At 43.5% G+C, this 16,315-nt stretch carries 16 protein-coding genes; 12 read left to right on the forward strand and 4 right to left on the reverse strand.

The window, feature by feature from the left end; genetic code table 11:
* Window positions 1-20 precede the first annotated feature (20 nt).
* The 7 genes from acnA to BLT53_RS06015 all read left to right on the forward strand — a co-directional run bounded on the left by acnA (window position 21) and on the right by BLT53_RS06015 (window position 5,031).
* Window positions 21-2,753 (forward strand): aconitate hydratase AcnA, encoded by a 2,733-nt coding sequence (gene acnA, locus BLT53_RS05985; protein ID WP_090233458.1) that lies wholly within the window; start codon window positions 21-23, stop codon window positions 2,751-2,753.
* A gap of 119 nt (window positions 2,754-2,872) precedes the next feature.
* Window positions 2,873-3,001: an FbpB family small basic protein gene (locus tag BLT53_RS05990; protein WP_090233459.1), complete on the forward strand. Its 129-nt coding sequence runs from the start codon at window positions 2,873-2,875 to the stop codon at window positions 2,999-3,001.
* A 111-nt stretch (window positions 3,002-3,112) separates the two neighbouring features.
* A complete protein-coding gene (locus tag BLT53_RS05995; protein ID WP_090233460.1) occupies window positions 3,113-3,253 on the forward strand; it encodes an acid-soluble spore protein N in 141 nt (46 codons plus the stop codon).
* Between the two features lie 140 nt (window positions 3,254-3,393).
* A complete protein-coding gene (locus tag BLT53_RS06000) occupies window positions 3,394-3,906 on the forward strand; it encodes a hypothetical protein (protein WP_090233462.1) in 513 nt (170 codons plus the stop codon).
* A gap of 62 nt (window positions 3,907-3,968) precedes the next feature.
* A complete protein-coding gene (gene tlp / locus BLT53_RS06005; RefSeq protein ID WP_061969803.1) occupies window positions 3,969-4,190 on the forward strand; it encodes a small acid-soluble spore protein Tlp in 222 nt (73 codons plus the stop codon).
* Window positions 4,191-4,285: 95 nt separating this feature from the next.
* On the forward strand, window positions 4,286-4,717 hold the full coding sequence (locus BLT53_RS06010; RefSeq protein ID WP_090233463.1) for an acyl-CoA thioesterase: 432 nt from the start codon (window positions 4,286-4,288) through the stop codon (window positions 4,715-4,717).
* Window positions 4,717-5,031 carry a hypothetical protein gene (locus BLT53_RS06015; protein WP_090233464.1) on the forward strand — a complete coding sequence of 105 codons (315 nt, stop codon included), beginning with the start codon at window positions 4,717-4,719 and terminating at the stop codon, window positions 5,029-5,031. Before BLT53_RS06010 ends, BLT53_RS06015 begins: the two co-directional genes overlap by 1 nt.
* 22 nt (window positions 5,032-5,053) lie before the next feature.
* Here the strand turns inward: BLT53_RS06015 and BLT53_RS06020 are convergent, their stop codons facing one another.
* Window positions 5,054-5,341, reverse strand: a complete 288-nt coding sequence (locus tag BLT53_RS06020) for a HesB/YadR/YfhF family protein (RefSeq protein WP_090236727.1) — start codon at window positions 5,339-5,341, stop codon at window positions 5,054-5,056.
* 180 nt (window positions 5,342-5,521) lie between these two features.
* Here BLT53_RS06020 and BLT53_RS06025 point away from each other — a divergent pair, with 180 nt between their 5' ends.
* Complete coding sequence (locus BLT53_RS06025) at window positions 5,522-6,172, forward strand: uracil-DNA glycosylase family protein (protein ID WP_090233466.1); 651 nt, start codon at window positions 5,522-5,524, stop codon at window positions 6,170-6,172.
* On the opposite strand, the gene BLT53_RS06030 is transcribed toward BLT53_RS06025, so the two are convergent.
* Window positions 6,164-7,570 carry a Na+/H+ antiporter NhaC family protein gene (locus BLT53_RS06030; RefSeq protein ID WP_090233467.1) on the reverse strand — a complete coding sequence of 469 codons (1,407 nt, stop codon included), beginning with the start codon at window positions 7,568-7,570 and terminating at the stop codon, window positions 6,164-6,166. The genes BLT53_RS06025 and BLT53_RS06030 overlap by 9 nt on opposite strands.
* Window positions 7,571-7,927: 357 nt before the next feature.
* On the opposite strand from BLT53_RS06030, the gene cshA reads away from it, so the two are divergent.
* From cshA to BLT53_RS06045, 3 genes are all read left to right on the forward strand, one after another.
* Window positions 7,928-9,433, forward strand: a complete 1,506-nt coding sequence (cshA, locus tag BLT53_RS06035; RefSeq protein WP_090233468.1) for a degradosome RNA helicase CshA — start codon at window positions 7,928-7,930, stop codon at window positions 9,431-9,433.
* A gap of 106 nt (window positions 9,434-9,539) precedes the next feature.
* The gene (locus tag BLT53_RS06040) at window positions 9,540-10,076 is read left to right on the forward strand and encodes a GNAT family N-acetyltransferase (RefSeq protein ID WP_090233470.1); all 537 of its coding nucleotides are present in this window, start codon (window positions 9,540-9,542) and stop codon (window positions 10,074-10,076) included.
* A gap of 256 nt (window positions 10,077-10,332) precedes the next feature.
* Window positions 10,333-14,007 carry a dynamin family protein gene (locus BLT53_RS06045; RefSeq protein ID WP_170834249.1) on the forward strand — a complete coding sequence of 1,225 codons (3,675 nt, stop codon included), beginning with the start codon at window positions 10,333-10,335 and terminating at the stop codon, window positions 14,005-14,007.
* 42 nt (window positions 14,008-14,049) lie between these two features.
* On the opposite strand, the gene BLT53_RS06050 is transcribed toward BLT53_RS06045, so the two are convergent.
* A complete protein-coding gene (locus BLT53_RS06050) occupies window positions 14,050-14,574 on the reverse strand; it encodes a hypothetical protein (RefSeq protein ID WP_090233473.1) in 525 nt (174 codons plus the stop codon).
* A 168-nt stretch (window positions 14,575-14,742) separates the two neighbouring features.
* Here BLT53_RS06050 and BLT53_RS06055 point away from each other — a divergent pair, with 168 nt between their 5' ends.
* The gene (locus BLT53_RS06055) at window positions 14,743-15,018 is read left to right on the forward strand and encodes a DUF2533 family protein (protein ID WP_090233476.1); all 276 of its coding nucleotides are present in this window, start codon (window positions 14,743-14,745) and stop codon (window positions 15,016-15,018) included.
* 29 nt (window positions 15,019-15,047) lie between these two features.
* Here the strand turns inward: BLT53_RS06055 and BLT53_RS06060 are convergent, their stop codons facing one another.
* Complete coding sequence (locus BLT53_RS06060; RefSeq protein WP_090233477.1) at window positions 15,048-16,208, reverse strand: aminotransferase A; 1,161 nt, start codon at window positions 16,206-16,208, stop codon at window positions 15,048-15,050.
* Between the last annotated feature and the right edge of the window lie 107 nt (window positions 16,209-16,315).

The following is a 16,315-nucleotide window of genomic DNA, read 5'->3' on the forward strand; positions in this document are numbered from 1 at the left end:
TGAAGGAGGAGAGTGGAGTAATGAGTAAACAACAAAATGATGTTTTCAAGGCGCGTTCATCATTCAGCGTCAATGGAAAAACCTACAACTATTATCGTCTAAAGGCACTCGAAGAAGCGGGTGTGGGCAATATATCCAAATTGCCTTATTCCATTAAAATCTTGCTTGAGTCTGTCTTGCGTCAATATGACGGCCGAGTAATATTGAAAGAACATATTGAGAACCTCTCTAAATGGGGAACTTCAGATGTCAAAAATATCGATGTTCCTTTCAAACCGTCCCGCGTTATCCTGCAGGACTTTACAGGTGTTCCGGCAGTGGTTGACTTGGCTTCCCTTAGAAAAGCCATGAAAGATATGGGTGGAGACCCTGCACAAATCAATCCTGATATTCCAGTTGACCTTGTCGTTGACCACTCTGTCCAAGTTGATAAATTTGGTACAGCTGACTCTTTAAATGTAAACATGAATCTTGAATTTGAACGAAACGAAGAACGTTACAAGCTGCTTAGCTGGGCACAATCCGCGTTTGACAACTACCGTGCGGTTCCACCTGCAACAGGTATCGTTCACCAGGTAAACCTTGAGTATCTTGCATCCGTTGTTCAAAGCCATGAAATTGACGGAGAGCTTGAAGCATTCCCTGATTCATTGGTTGGAACCGATTCCCATACGACCATGATCAATGGTCTTGGCGTACTTGGATGGGGTGTTGGTGGAATCGAGGCGGAAGCCGGAATGCTCGGACAGCCGTCTTATTTCCCGGTGCCTGAAGTAATTGGTGTGAAGCTTGTTGGTGAACTTCCTGACGGCGCAACAGCAACTGACCTTGCGCTTAAAGTTACCCAAGTGCTTCGTGAGAAAAAAGTAGTCGGCAAGTTTGTAGAATTCTTTGGCCCTGGACTTGCGGAAATGCCTTTGGCTGACCGTGCGACCATCTCTAACATGGCTCCTGAATATGGTGCTACTTGTGGATTCTTCCCGGTTGATGAAGAGGCGCTTAACTATCTTCGTCTGACTGGAAGATCTGAAGATCAAATCAAGCTTGTTGAAGAATATAGCAAAGCCAACGGGTTGTTCTACACTGCAGGTTCTTCTGAAGATCCAATTTTCACTGACGTGGTGGAAATCGATCTTGCTGAAATCGAATCCAATCTTTCCGGACCAAAACGTCCACAAGATTTGATCCCTCTTTCTAAAATGAAAGATGCCTTCAATAAAGCACTTGTTTCTCCACAAGGAAATGCCGGATTTGGCTTGACTGAAGAAGAGATCAATAAAGAAGCAACCGTTAAGCATCCAGATGGCGAAAAATCCGTGATGAAAACTGGTGCTGTTGCGATTGCTGCGATCACAAGCTGTACCAATACCTCCAACCCTTACGTAATGCTTGGTGCTGGTCTATTGGCGAAAAAAGCTGTTGAAAAAGGATTAAAAGTACCTGGATATGTGAAAACTTCACTAGCTCCGGGATCCAAGGTTGTTACAGGCTACCTGGAAAATGCAGGACTTATGCCTTACCTGGATCAACTTGGCTTCAACCTTGTTGGATACGGGTGTACGACTTGTATCGGTAACTCCGGTCCTTTGTCACTTGAAGTAGAACAAGCGATTGCCAAGAATGATCTGACCGTCACTTCTGTACTTTCTGGTAACCGTAACTTTGAAGGACGTATTCACCCGTTAGTGAAAGCAAACTACCTGGCTTCTCCGCCGCTAGTTGTTGCTTATGCGCTTGCAGGAACAGTTGATATTGACCTTCAAACGGATTCTTTTGGAAAAGACAGCGAAGGCAATGATGTATACTTTAAAGACATTTGGCCATCTTCTGCAGAAATTAAAGAAGCAATGAGCCAGGCGGTAACTCCTGAGTTGTTCAAAAAGGAATACGAAGATGTATTCGATGAGAATGCACGCTGGAACGCATTAAAAACAACTGGAGATAAGCTGTACAGCTGGGATGATAAGTCCACTTACATCCAGAACCCGCCGTTCTTCGAAAATCTTTCTGCGGAACTTAAAGAAATTCAGCCGCTTAAAGACCTTCGCCTGATTGCGAAATTCGGAGATTCTGTTACAACTGACCACATTTCACCAGCTGGGGCAATTGCCAAAGATTCTCCTGCAGGGAAATACTTGATCAGAAATGGTGTAGAACCACGTGAATTCAACTCATACGGTTCCCGCCGAGGAAACCATGAAGTCATGATGCGCGGTACGTTTGCGAACATCCGTATCCGTAACCAGATCGCTCCTGGAACTGAGGGAGGATGGACAACATACTGGCCGAATGAAGAAGTCATGAGCATCTATAAAGCAGCGATGAAATACAAAGAGAACAATACTGGCTTGATGGTCATTGCCGGTAAGGATTATGGAATGGGAAGCTCCCGTGACTGGGCAGCTAAAGGTACAAACCTTCTTGGAATCCAAACCGTTCTTGCTGAAAGCTTCGAGCGTATTCACCGCAGCAACCTTGTATTGATGGGCGTTCTTCCATTGCAGTTTAAAGAAGGCGAAAACGCTGAAACGTATGGTCTGACTGGAAAAGAATCCTTCACTGTACAAGTGGACGAAAATGTGAAGCCTCGTGATGTTGTTAAAGTTACAGCGGTGTCCGAAGATGGCACAAAAACCGAATTTGATGTGGTTGCCCGTTTTGACAGTGAAGTGGAGATCGATTACTATCGCCATGGAGGAATTCTTCCAATGGTTCTCCGCAACAAGATTGCCAACAAACAGCCACAAAACTAATAATAAAAGCTCTCCTTTTGGAGGGTTTTTTTTTGTGCTTATTTTTCTGAACATTTGAATAAAAAAATGTTATTCTGTCAAAAGTAATAATAGACCAATCAGGAAGAAGGAATGCAAAAGTGAGAAAAAGCAGACATGCTTCATTTAAAGACCTGGTAATGGAAAATAAACGCGAGTTGTTGAGCAATCAGGATGAAATGGAAAGAATTGAAAAGAAGCTGGAAGAAAGACATACAAGAAGAGCCTAAAAGAGACAGGAAGTACCTGTTTCTTTTTTGATTTGCGGGAAATGCTAGAAAGGAGCTTGCTGACAATATTGATGTCCCGCAAGCCTTAAGCCCTTTAAGGAGGTTGAAGCAATGAGCAATCCTAAAAGACATCCTCAGGGATTCGTGCCAAGCCACCTTGGCACACAGCCGCGGGAAGGAAAAGGGAACAAAGGGAAGCAAATGGCCAATAAAGGCAACGAGCATCCCGATTATGTACCTCCAAAAGGATAACTGCGATACCAAGCCATTTTGCTTTTCGAGAGCAAAATGGCTTTTTTTTGTCCCATTTTCTGCTTGTTATGTGTACTACCACCATATAAATCGACTGAAAGCGAATAATTGTATATAGATGAGAAATAGGAGGGGTAGGGTTGATTACTGCTGAAGTAAAACCGCTGCCTGTTTCAACCAAAAAAGAAGACCAGGATTTGCTTTACCGCGAACTTGAGCTGCAAATGCAGCGTCTTGGCCATCTGGTTCCTTTTCGTGAAGAACTCAATTGGGGAAATGAGATTGGAACGGTTGAGATAGGTTCAGAAACCATTATTACAAAATTAAAGAAAGCTGCCGCAAAAAGTGATGGTGTGCTTTTGTTATATGCAAAGCTGACAAAAGGCACTGTATATCAGCATATTATTATGCATCCAAACGTTGAGGGATTTTACCTGCCATTTCGTTTCGAAGAGCCCTTTTTTATTACGGTGAAAAATAAAAAAATCTGGATTGGATCTTCCATCCGACTGGCTGAAGAATTGAACTGGCTTGAAATTACGATGCAGAATCACGATGAGCAAGAAGTCGTGGAGTGCTGGAGGGCTTTAAAGGAATTATGCGAACTCAGCATGGAATATAACTCGCCGATTATCTTGAAAAAGCTGGGATAACGTATAGATTCTCCGGTTTGATACAAACTATAATGGATCAAATATTGGGAGGACAGATAATCATGGCGAAACCAGATGATAGAAGCAATAATGCTGAAAGACTGCAGCAAATGGTTGAAAATACACAAGAAAACATTCAGGAAGCAAACGACTCCCTGCAAAATACGGATATGACGGATCAGCAAAAACAGCAAATCCGTGAAAAAAACCAGCGAAGAGAAGAAAGCATTCAGTCGTTTCAAAATGAAATACAGGATGAACAGTCTTTTCGCAAAAACCAATAAGTGAAAAACAAACCCCCGTTCATGGGGGTTTTTTGCATTTTATTTCTATGGTTCGCCTTCCTGTGGTACACTCAAATTCGAGGTGAAAGCAAACGATGTTGCGTTCAAAGACAAAAGTGGAAGTAAGGTATGCTGAAACCGATCAGATGGGTGTCGTTTATCATGCCAACTATCTGGTCTGGTTCGAACTGGGAAGAACGGCTTTTATTCGAGATCTGGGCTTCAGTTATGCGCAGATGGAGCAGGATGGCATCCTCTCCCCGGTGACCGAAATTCATGCGTACTACAAAAAGCCGCTGACCTATGGCCAGGAAGCTTTTGTGGAGACTTGGGTGGAGGAATATACAGGAGTCAAGGTGGTATATGGCTATGAAATTAGAAACAGCCAGGGTGATCTGTGCATCACAGGCAGCTCCACCCATGTTTGTGTGAAAAAAGACAGTTTCAAACCAGTGTCCATGAAAAAGTATTTTCCTGAATGGCATCTCGCGTATGAAAAAGAGAAAAAGCGGAAGCAGGAACTGTAATGGCGTTCGGGTTGCAACGAGAAGAACTGCAGCACTGGAAGGCCGCAGTGGAGGACGGTGAAATCGCGTTTCTAACCCATTTTTGGTATGATCCCCGGTTTCCTGACGTTAAAACGGTAACCAAAGTCGGCTGCAGTAATCTTTCCAAACTTGAAGCATGGGGAAGAAGGTATGGACTGAAGAAAGAATGGATCGACCACCATAACGGCTATCCCCATTTTGATTTGATGGGAACCAAACAGTCCGAAATCTTGAAAAGCGAAAATAAAATGGACCAGCTGGAGAAGCTGATAAAAAAAGGAAGGAACCACTAACCTGCGGTTCCTTCCTTTTTCATTATTCATATGAAAAATCTACATCTTCGTCATCTTTATTAAAATCAATGGTCAAATCATGACCATCAAAGTACCAAAGATCTTCCCGCTCAACGTAAAACGTAATACCGTCTTGCTCAACCAATGCTCCCGCTTCTTTGGGGGCTTCCTTTGTCACACCGAGTGAGAACCCGCTCTGTACCGTGCTGCAGCCTCCAAGGCGCACATAAAAACGCAATTGATCACCCTCGCTTAATTCCAGTTCATTACGGTACCAGTCTGCGGCAGGCTGTGTAATCGTTATTTTCATATCCATCATCCTCTCTCTTCATCGCACAGTGATCTTCTTCCACCTTTACTACTCTCCTGATACTATAGCCGAGATCGATTTTTATGAAAAGGATTTTGTGTTACAGCTGACTTTTCTTCTTCACTCAAAAAGGGTATAGTCCATAAGTGGACCTCTTAATAAAGAAAGGATGATCAGGCCATGTTATCGGACATGAAGAAGATCTTTTTGCAGGCTAAAGAGCAATTTACGGTTTCAGATCTTTTCTCTTCAGACTTACATATTTTATTCATTCTCGAATCTCCCCATCGTGAAGAAATTAAACATGGAGCACCCCTGGCGGGTTCTTCAGGTCGTTCTGTAAGCAAAGTGCTGTTTGGAGAACAGGAGGATTTACCGTTTGGCCGGCTTCTGAAAAAACACAGCGAACAACGGCCATACAAAGGTCTGGGCATTATGAATGTCTGTCCGTTCCCGATGCAAAGTGAGGCCATTCCGTCCGGGGAATGGGTGAATGAGCATTCTGATTTTGTAAAGGTGGTTGAAAAAGTACGAACGTCCAATGACAAAGATACCTACAAACAGGATGAATGGAATTCGTTTCAGGAAATCATGCTTGCGGATTTTAAAGAGCGGTTGAAAAAGCTAAGCAGCCGTCCGCTTGTGATCGTTCCTTGCGGCCGTTTTGCGCAAAAGCAATTCAGGCTGGCTGAAGTACTAAGCCCACGCTGGAGCCTCATCGAAAATGTCCCTCATCCATCCTATAATTCATGGACAAAGGAACGGTACAGTACGCAAATTCAGGAAGTTAAACATGCAGTGGAGTCACTGAAAGCGGGGGAATTAAAATAAAAGCATTGTGACTCCATATAATACCGCCGTTATGCCCGCTGCAATCAGAGCGGGTTTTAATTTGTATTTGGCATATTCAATCACCGGAATATTGAGGATGCGGGCAATGGTGTTCGTATCATCGCTAAGCGGGGAGGCAAATGCTCCGAACGTGCCGCTTGCAAAAACAGCACCGATGACAAGCGGTAGGGATATGCCGGCTGCTTCAGACATGGAGATGCCAAGGGGCATTAAAATTCCCCACGTCCCCCAGGCAGATCCGATAAAATAAGAAACAGCACCACCGAAAATAAATAGCACCGGAGTAACAAAAGCCGCTGGAATCCAACCGGCATGGCTGGTAATAAATGCAGAAAATCCAAGCTTGTCCGTAACGGATGACAGCCCCCATACCACAGTGAGCAGCACGATCACCGACATTAAATCATTGCCTCCAGCGATAAAGCCTTCAAGCAGCGGCCCGGTTTTCATCCCCTGGAACCGGTAAAAGATAAAAGAAAACAAGATCGTAATCACAAGGGCAATGACCATTGCATCCAGCACATCCGCTTTGATGAAAGATTGAAGGAAGCCATCCGCTTTTTTACTTCCGTCCCACCAGGTGAGCAGCAATGTGAGAATGACAGTAATAATGAGCGGAATTAAAAGGTTCCAAGGCTTTACCGGAAGCTCTTTGGAGACTGCAGGATCACAGTTGTGCCAATCCTCATCAGGTTGATCAATGGATTCGTTGCTGCTCATTGGTTTTGAGCTGGAATGATGAAAAAAGCTTAAATAAATCCCCAGCAAAATCATCACAAAGGAGAAAAAATTGTAGGGAATGCTACGTATAAATAAAGAATAAGCATCCTGATGAATGTTTTCATTCTCGAGTGCCATATCCACAATAGAGGTCATATAGCCGACAAACGCGGTTGCAACCGGAATTAAAACAATGATGGGTGTAGCGGTCGACTCAATGACAAAACCCAGTTCTTGTGTTGACATTTTCACTTTTTTCAGCAATGACCGCATAATGGGGGCGATGGTAACAAAGCGGAAACTCGGCGCACTGAATGTCCCGATGGTAGAAACATACGTCAGAAAAAGGGCGCCTTTTTTTGTTTTAATTTTTGAGGAGGCAGCTTCCACAAATCCGCGTATTCCGCCTGACAGTTTGATGATGCCAACCAGACCGGAAAACGCGTATAAAAAGAGCAGGATTTTCAGGTTGCTGTGGTCAGTCAGCCCTTTTATGATAAATGAAAGCATCTTTTTGAGACCTCCGATGAGGGAAGGCTCAAGCAAATAGCAGCCGGCAAGTAAACCGATAAATAAACCGGGAAGTACCTGCCGCGTTTTAATGGCGATTGGAATTACCACAAGAAAAGGTATAATGGACAGCCAATTATGATTCATTATTTCACCCGTTTCATCGAATTAATCTAATGATTAGCTTGCGATGGAACCAGGAAATTATTCTCTTTTTCCACTTCCTCTATCGTAACGGTCCAGCATGTTAAGGTTGCATTATTTCTTCTGGCGTGGTAAGGTTATGTTCGATAATAAATTGTACGGCAAAACTGTTTATATATACTTCTGTATAGGGGCATATTACATATGTGCCTTTTTTTAAGGCCTACTTTGTTTAATGATCTTTATTGTGAACAAAAAGACCAAGATGGGTATGGTTTTTTTAAGATTGTAAAAGATGATTTCAGGATGTTTTGGGAAGTATAAGGAAATGGTTTTGACGAAAAAGGAGACAGTTACACATTGACAACATTCAGTGAATTAGGTTTAAGTCCCGAATTGCTAAAATCCATTAATAATATGGGATTTGAGGAAGCGACACCGATCCAGCGTGATACGATTCCTACAGCACTTAAAGGAACAGACCTTATCGGTCAGGCACAAACAGGAACAGGGAAAACCGCGGCTTTTGGTATTCCGCTTATTGAAAAAATTGACGTGAAGGCCCGTAAAATTCAGGGTATCGTTCTTGCTCCTACTCGTGAACTTGCAGTTCAGGTTGGAGAAGAATTAAATAAAATTGGCCAATACAAGGGAATCAAAACGCTGCCGATCTATGGTGGACAATCCATTGTACGTCAAATCAAAGCGTTGAAGAATGGTCCTCATATTATTGTGGGTACTCCAGGTCGTGTCATTGATCATATCAACAGAAAAACGTTAAAACTTGAAGATGTACACACCGTGGTTCTTGATGAAGCAGATGAAATGCTGAATATGGGCTTCATTGAGGATATTGAGACTATTCTTGAGAACGTACCAACTGAACGCCATACCATGCTCTTCTCGGCGACTATGCCGAAACAAATTCAAAAGCTTGCTGAACGGTTTATGAAGGATGTCCTGATTATCCGCGTGAAAGCAAGTGAAATGACTGTTAAAAGTATTGAACAGGAATATGTAGAGGTTAAGGAAAAGCAGAAATTCGATGCTCTTACCCGACTGCTTGATATTCAATCACCTGAACTTGCCATCGTGTTTGGACGTACAAAGCGCCGTGTGGATGAATTATCTGAAGCACTGAACAAGAGAGGATATTCAGCTGAAGGAATCCATGGTGACCTTCCACAATCCAAGCGTGATATGGTGCTTCGCGCATTCAAAAACAATACCATTGAAGTGCTTGTAGCAACGGACGTTGCAGCACGTGGACTGGACATCAGCGGAGTTTCTCACGTATATAACTTTGATATTCCTCAAGACCCTGAAAGTTATGTCCACCGTATTGGACGTACAGGCCGTGCAGGAAAAACAGGTTATGCGGTAACCTTTATTACACCGCGCGAAATCGACCACCTTTATACCATCGAAAAAATAACAAAACGCAAGATGGTCAAACGTCCGGTACCATCCATGAATGAAGCGATGGAAGGGCAACAGCGCATGGCTGTTGAGAAGCTTTTGAATGTCATTGAAGATGGTGATATCGGCGGCTATAAACAAACAGCAGTGGAAATGCTTGAAGAACACGATTCAGTATCCCTTGTATCAGCGGCCTTAAAATTGCTGACAAAAGAGCCGGATACTACGCCGATCGAGTTAACCTTTGAACCGCCATTGGCTGTTAAAAAAGGACGACGCGACAACCGCTACGGTGACCGCAGACGTCCTCAGCGCGGCAACGATTCCCGTGACAAGCGAAGAAGCGGAGGCCGCAATGACAAGCAGCGCCATCAGGGCGGCGGAGGAAGCCGCGATATGTCCTATCGTGCTTCAAAACGTATGAGAGAAGATAAAAAAGCAAGATAATTAAAAAGCAGAGGAGTCCATTCATATTCAGGTGAATGGACTCCTTTTTACGTCCGGTGATTGTTGATCCTCTTATTTGGCATACTACCTGTTAGGAGGGATTACGATGATTACTCAAAATACCAACCATACATTTACGGCGAAGAACGGTGAAACGATAATACTTCGCCCTGTTGTTTTTTCGGATGCCGTTCAAATCATTGAAGCTGTAAGAGAAATCGTGGAAGCCGGTGAGTTTTTACAGAAAGAGAGACCGCGCACCATCGATGAAGAAAAGGCTTTTATTGAAGAGTGTCAGGAGAAAGGAAACATGTATACTGCGATTGAAAAACAAGGAGAAGTAATCGGCATTGCCCGAATCCTTAGAGGAGAATTGGCGATGAAACGTCATACCGGGATGTTTCGGACATGGATTAACTCAAAGGGACAGGGTTTGGGTATCGGTAAGGAGGTTATGGGTTATTCGATTGCCTGGGCAAAAAGGAATGGGCTGTATAAGATCAGCCTGACCGTGTTTTCGGAAAACAAGGTGGCTATCAAATTGTATGAAAAGGCTGGCTTCGTGGTTGAAGGCGTCCAAAAAGGACAGGTGAAGATCAACGATTCTTTCCAGGATGAATGGTGGATGGCGTACTTTCTGTGAAGAAAATCTCTTGGGATTTTTTTAGTATAGGTTGGCTTGATGAAATCTGAATTGTCTGCTTGTTTTTTCGTGCTATTGTGTGTTGGTGCCGTGCAATTATAGCCTTCCCGCTCAATATAACGTATCTTAAGGGTGCTGGAAAAAAACGGATGATCTTTTTTCGTGAATTAATGCACAATTCTCTCATCAATAGCATAGAGAAAGATACATAATTATGGTAAAGTGTAAGGAACGACTATTATAAATGGAGAGTTCAATGAATAGAGCACGAACGACTGAAACCAAAGACAAAACGATCAATCCGACAGCAGCTTCACTTGCTGCCGTTTACCGCGGGATGAAAGAACTGGATGCACAACAGGAAGCCCGCGCTGTGTTGGAGTTATATGACAAAGTAAAGAATCAGCAGTTTGCCATCGCTTTTTGCGGCCATTTCTCGGCTGGTAAATCAAGTATGATCAACGAGCTGATCGGTGAAAACATTCTTCCTTCAAGCCCGATCCCGACAAGCGCGAACGTGGTAAAAGTTCAAAGTGGAATACCATCAGCAAGGGTGACAGTTCGGGACAAAGGGATCATTCATGTCGATGCCCCCGTTAATTTAGAAAAAATCAAAAAATGGGCGAAAAATGGAAATGAAATTGAAAGCATCGAAATCAATGTGGAACAGGATCTGCTTCCTGACCGCATCGCCATTTATGATACGCCTGGGATTGATTCCACGGATGATGCGCATAAAGTGGCCACTGAATCTGCGCTTCATATGACCGATGTGGTTTTTTACATTATGGACTATAACCATGTCCTCTCACAGCTTAATTTCACCTTTATCCGCCTGTTAAAAGAGCAGGGAAAAAAGGTTTATTTGATTGTTAACCAAATTGATAAGCACAATGAAAAGGAATTGGCATTCTCTGCGTTTGCTGAAAAGGTGAAAAATGGCTTCAAAAGCTGGGACATTGAGCCGGAGGATATCTTTTTTACCACGATCATGGAGAAGGGGCATCCAGGCAATCAGCTGCGTGAAATTAAAATGCTTTTTCAAAAGTTTTACCTGGCCAAGGATGAATGGGTGGAAGAGAATGCCCGCAAAGAGACTGAGCGCTTGATCAGAACAACCGTACAGAATGGTCTTGATCTTGATGAAGCACACCATCATGAAGCATTTGAGCTGGCAGGTCAGCAAGACAAGGAAAGTGCCAAGGCCATCGCCGGAAAACTCTCAGAGGAAATCGAAACAGCGGAACGGAAGAAGAAAGAAAATCAGACCGGCATCATGAAGGAATTTAAGGATATTCTGGATAATGCGATTCTCATGCCGTTTCAGACCCGCGATCTGGCTAAGAATTACATCGAGAGCCGCCAGGACAGCTTTAAGGTAGGTCTTTTGTTTGCTGGAAAGAAAACCGAAGCAGAAAGAAAAGCAAGACTGGATGCGTTTTATGAGTCGGTAAAGGAAAATGTGAAAACACAAATCAGCTGGCATTTGAAAGACTTTTTACAGTCGCATGGGGTTTCTGTAAAAAGTGAACCTGTCATTGGTGAGGAGACCATGGCAGCACTCATCAAGCCTGGCGCTTCATTAAACGGCAATTATGTGCTGCAGTATTGCAATGACGTGGTGGCTGAAATCAAAAAACAATATACGACTCATTTCCGGGATGAATTGCATCAATTGGCCGATAAAGCTTCAGAAGCGTCGGATCATGAACTTAAGAAACTGCGCTCAGAGCTGGATGCACAGGAAAAAATCCTTGTCGCCCACAAAACCAAGCAAGAAATACTGGAAAAATGGAATGAGGTATCAGAGGAACTGAATAGCTCTCTGAACGGGCCATTAAACACAGAAGGTGCGGTTGAAGAGGCGGAACAGCATCTGATTCAGCGTATACAACGAGTTACCATGGCTGAAATTCCGGAAAATACGGATGTAAAAAAAACCATTGAAGAGGATGATACTTCTGTAACTGGTAGCAACAAGAACGCCAAAACAGAGGAAAATGAATTGCTGAAGGAAGCGGAGCAGCTTCAGAATGCAGCAGCTGTTCTGTCAAAGCTCCATTTGATGAAAAATCGAGCATCGGATATGAACCAGTTCGCCGAAAAAATGAAGAACAGAGATTTTACCGTATCTTTATTTGGTGCTTTCTCGGCAGGAAAATCTTCGTTTGCAAATGCTTTGATTGGCGAGGATCTTCTCCCGGTTTCTCCAAATCCCACGACGGCTACCATCAACCGAATAGCACCCCCTGATGAGAAGCATTTGCATGGGACTGCACGTATTTATTTTAAAAAGGAAGGGGATTTACTGGGTGAAATCAATCAATCCCTTGTCCATTTTGGAAAACAAGCCGGATCGATGAAAGAAGCGGTTTCCATCTCAGAGTCGATTGACCGCTCCCAACGATCCAATGAACTCCGCCCGCACCTCCAATTTCTTCAGGCCGTCTGCAGGGGTTTCGATGCGGTTAGGGATCTGCTTGGTAAAGAGCAAACCGTTTCTGTTGAACAGTTTAAATCCTTTGTGGCAGATGAAGAAAAAGCTTGTTTTACCGAGAGTGTCACCGTTTATTATGAATGTGCATTAACTTCGATGGGGGTAACCCTTGTCGACACACCGGGAGCTGATTCGATCAATGCCCGCCATACGAATGTTGCTTTTGAATTTATCAAAAAATCAGATGCGATATTGTACGTCACATACTACAACCATGCCTTTTCGGCTGCAGACCGTGAGTTTCTCATTCAGCTTGGCCGGGTAAAAGATACATTTGAACTCGATAAAATGTTTTTCGTCATTAATGCTTCAGATCTGGCCAAAGACGATGATGAACTTCAGGATGTGGTCGGGCACGTGGGCGATAACCTTCGCCAGTTTGGAATCCGGAAGCCAAAATTATTCCCAATGTCCAGCTACTTTTCACTTTTAGGGCAAAAAGAACCATCAGCTTGGCTTCCTGATGAAGCTGGCAGGCTGAAGAAAAAGTACGGAAACCTGGCCGGGCAGCAGGACAATCTTTTAAAGGAAACCGGCTATATCCGTTTTATGAATGCATTTACCGGGTTTTTGAATCATGATCTGGCCCATGTGATGGTAACTGCCGCTAAAAAGCAACTATCACAAGCGAGGAATGTACTGGACCGTTTCATTGCAGAAGCCGTCGCCAATCAGGAAAACGCGGAGCAAAAGAAGGAAGAACTACAGAGAACAATGAGTGAACTTCAAAAGAAGATCAATGATTATTCACTGGAACAAAAACAGGAAGCTCTGGAGAAAGAGATTCTGGAATTGTTATTTTACGTGAAGCAGAGGGTCATGCTCCGGTTTACTGAATTTTTTAATGAAGCCTTTAATCCCGCTGTGATTTCCGGATCGGTGAAAGAGCAAAAAAGTGCACTTCCTAAGAGCGGGAAAGAGCTTCACCAGGCAATTCAATTTGATCTTCAGCAAGAATCGAGAGCTACTGTCCTCCGCGTGGAAAAAGTAATTGTCAGGTTGATGTCGGAGATGAATGAAGAGCTTGACAGGAAGCTTGCCCAATGGGATCCGCCGCAGTATGAGATGCAAAAAGAGCGGGTCCAATTTGAAACGCTCGTGGTTGAAACTGAACTGGGACAAGTGGAAGGCAGGGAATCCGTTTATAAAGAGTTTAAAAATGCCAAGCAGTTTTTTGAGCAGGGGGGCAAGAAACAGGCAATGGAGCAAATGTATACCTTATTCGAAGGACCGGTATCAAGGTTTACAGATGAGAGTGCAGACGTATTTGGCCGTTATTATCAGCCGCTGTTGTCAGTAGAGGCTCAAAAAGAAAGGGAACTCCGTATAAAAGAATATACTGATTATTACGAGGGGCTTCTTCAAACATTGAATTCGCCATCCGTGGTGGAAGAGATGAAGAAAACCCGTGAAGCGTTAAACAACCTCGTTTAATCAAAAAAAGAAACCGTCATTTGTACGGTTTCTTTTTTTGTTTTATTGAAGTTCATTTGCAAAGTTGGCATCAATCAAACCGAGTTTCTTGTGAATTTTATTCACTTGATCCTGAAATTTCTGGAATTCTTCGTCTGCCTGAGCGGTTTTCTTTTCATCTCCAAGGCCATCTGCACGTGTCTGATAGGACGCTCCAAGATCTGTGAAAGCTGCTTTAAACGTTTGCTGGTCATCTTTAGGCAGGGAGGATGGTACATCAAGGTCTGGAATCTCTTTTGCTGCTTTTGCTCCTGCTGATTTTGCAGTTTTTTTCATCTTCTCAATTTCACTCTTCGGTGTTTTCTTTTCCGGATCCAGTGCGGCAGTGTAGGCATTAAATGGGGCCTGATAGTCACGCAATTTAGCTCCAAGATTCACTTCAAAATCGAGAAGTGCAGATTTTTCCGCATTTTTGGATGATGAAGCTTCTGTTGTTGTCTGCTCTTTGCCTTTTGTTTCTTTTTCCTGGCTGCAGCCCACATTTAAGGCTAACAGGAGCACTATTCCTAAAGTTGCTGCTTTTTTCATTGTTTACTTCCTCCCCCAATATGTAATATTCTTGAAATTTACCGGCAAAATCTAGTTTATTCTCTTTTCAATCTTTTGTAAAATGATAAATTATTGCAAATCTTTTGAAGAATAATACAAACAGACAGGCACATGGTATACTCTAATCAATAAAGAAAGGTGGGCATCATGATGAGCGTACATTTGGAAATCAGCAAGCATTCAAGTAAGCAGCATGAGGTTGTAGCTCAGTTTCTTCGTTTTGAACAGAGAAGGGAACAGTTGATCGAGGAAGCTGTTGAGCACTGCAGCAAGCAGGAACCTTTTAGTGTAAAAGAAATCAATGACCTTAGCCGGCAAATGAACCAGCTGGCACAAAAGGGCATTGTGCCCCAACGGAAAATCATTACGGAAGACATGGTAAAAGAATATGTTGACCGCAAAAAAAACCAGGCAGCCGATTAAATCGATGCCTGGTTTTTTGATAAGCAGTTTTAGTTGGCCAGTGTGGCAATAAATGTTTCTAGCCGGTTGAGACCCGTAGTCAGCTGTTCCATTGATGCTGCGTAGGAAATGCGAATGTAACCTTCACCATAGTCGGAAAAAGCGGAACCGGGGACAACGGCCACTTGCTGGGATTCAAGCAGTTGGGTGGCAAATTCCAGCGACGTGAGCCCGAATGGTTTGATATTTGGGAAGACATAAAAAGCACCGCCGGGAGTTTCCGCATGCAGACCCATATCAGAGAGCCTTTTCATGACGTAGGAAAGGCGCTGACTGTATTCTTTCTTCATTGGAAGCGCATCATCAATTCCCTTGGTCAATGCCTCGAGAGCGGCCATCTGTGAAATGGTTGACGCACATGTCACATTGTACTGGTGGACCTTTAGCATATGTTTCGCAATTTCTTCAGGTGCAAACAGCATACCGATTCTCCAGCCTGTCATGGAATGAGATTTGGAGAGACCGTTGATTACGATTGTCCTTTCTCTCATTCCTTCCATCGAAGCAATGGAAACGTGAGGAGCGGTGTAAGTCAGTTCACTGTATATTTCATCTGATAAAACAAATAGATCGGCTTCACACAGCATAGCGGCGATCTCTTCAAGCTCGGCCCGGTTTAACACGCAGCCTGTCGGATTGGATGGATAGGGTAAAATAACACACCTTGTTTTTGGAGTTAAATGTTCACGTATCAAATCTGCTGTCAGCTTGAAGCCGGTTTTTGTGGTATCTATGTATACAGGCTGTGCCTTGCACATTTCAATAACAGGAGCATAGCCGGGATAGACTGGACCGGGAAGCAGAACTTCGCTGCCTTCTTCCAAAATCGAACGAAGAGAGATATCAATCGCCTCGCTCGCGCCATTTGTAATGATCACTTCATTTTCGGGATTATATTGGAGCCCGTACTTTTCAGACACAAAGCTTGCCGCAGCCTGCCGCAGTTCCAAATAGCCTGCGTTGTGAGAGTAGATGGTTTTATTTTCATCGATCGCACGCTTTGCAGCTTCCTTGATGTGGTCAGGGGTCGGAAAATCGGGCAGGCCAAGGGTAAATGAAATCGCTTCGGGATAGTTGCTCACCTGGTTATAAAATTTTCGAATCCCTGAAATCTGGATATGTTTCACTGAAGGGTTAAGTAAATGTTCCAACGTATTTCTTCCTCTCTGTGTCCTTGTTCGTTGTTCCTAAGTTTAGCCTTAATCTTTGTTTCCAGTCAATGGGTTTGATTTTCTTGTATGGTAAAAGCGCATAAAAG

This window comes from Fictibacillus solisalsi (genome assembly GCF_900103485.1).
Taxonomy (GTDB): domain Bacteria; phylum Bacillota; class Bacilli; order Bacillales; family Fictibacillaceae; genus Fictibacillus_C; species Fictibacillus_C solisalsi.

What these genes read in the sequence shown, in the direction of transcription:
- acnA (WP_090233458.1), top strand. Translation starts at nt 21, where the DNA reads ATGAGTAAACAACAAAATGATGTTTTCAAGGCGCGTTCATCATTCAGC.
- BLT53_RS05995 (WP_090233460.1), top strand. Translation starts at nt 3,113, where the DNA reads ATGAGCAATCCTAAAAGACATCCTCAGGGATTCGTGCCAAGCCACCTT.
- tlp (WP_061969803.1), top strand. Translation starts at nt 3,969, where the DNA reads ATGGCGAAACCAGATGATAGAAGCAATAATGCTGAAAGACTGCAGCAA.
- BLT53_RS06010 (WP_090233463.1), top strand. Translation starts at nt 4,286, where the DNA reads ATGTTGCGTTCAAAGACAAAAGTGGAAGTAAGGTATGCTGAAACCGAT.
- BLT53_RS06015 (WP_090233464.1), top strand. Translation starts at nt 4,717, where the DNA reads ATGGCGTTCGGGTTGCAACGAGAAGAACTGCAGCACTGGAAGGCCGCA.
- BLT53_RS06020 (WP_090236727.1), bottom strand. Translation starts at nt 5,341, where the DNA reads ATGAAAATAACGATTACACAGCCTGCCGCAGACTGGTACCGTAATGAA.
- BLT53_RS06025 (WP_090233466.1), top strand. Translation starts at nt 5,522, where the DNA reads ATGTTATCGGACATGAAGAAGATCTTTTTGCAGGCTAAAGAGCAATTT.
- BLT53_RS06030 (WP_090233467.1), bottom strand. Translation starts at nt 7,570, where the DNA reads ATGAATCATAATTGGCTGTCCATTATACCTTTTCTTGTGGTAATTCCA.
- BLT53_RS06040 (WP_090233470.1), top strand. Translation starts at nt 9,540, where the DNA reads ATGATTACTCAAAATACCAACCATACATTTACGGCGAAGAACGGTGAA.
- BLT53_RS06045 (WP_170834249.1), top strand. Translation starts at nt 10,333, where the DNA reads ATGAATAGAGCACGAACGACTGAAACCAAAGACAAAACGATCAATCCG.
- BLT53_RS06050 (WP_090233473.1), bottom strand. Translation starts at nt 14,574, where the DNA reads ATGAAAAAAGCAGCAACTTTAGGAATAGTGCTCCTGTTAGCCTTAAAT.
- BLT53_RS06055 (WP_090233476.1), top strand. Translation starts at nt 14,743, where the DNA reads ATGATGAGCGTACATTTGGAAATCAGCAAGCATTCAAGTAAGCAGCAT.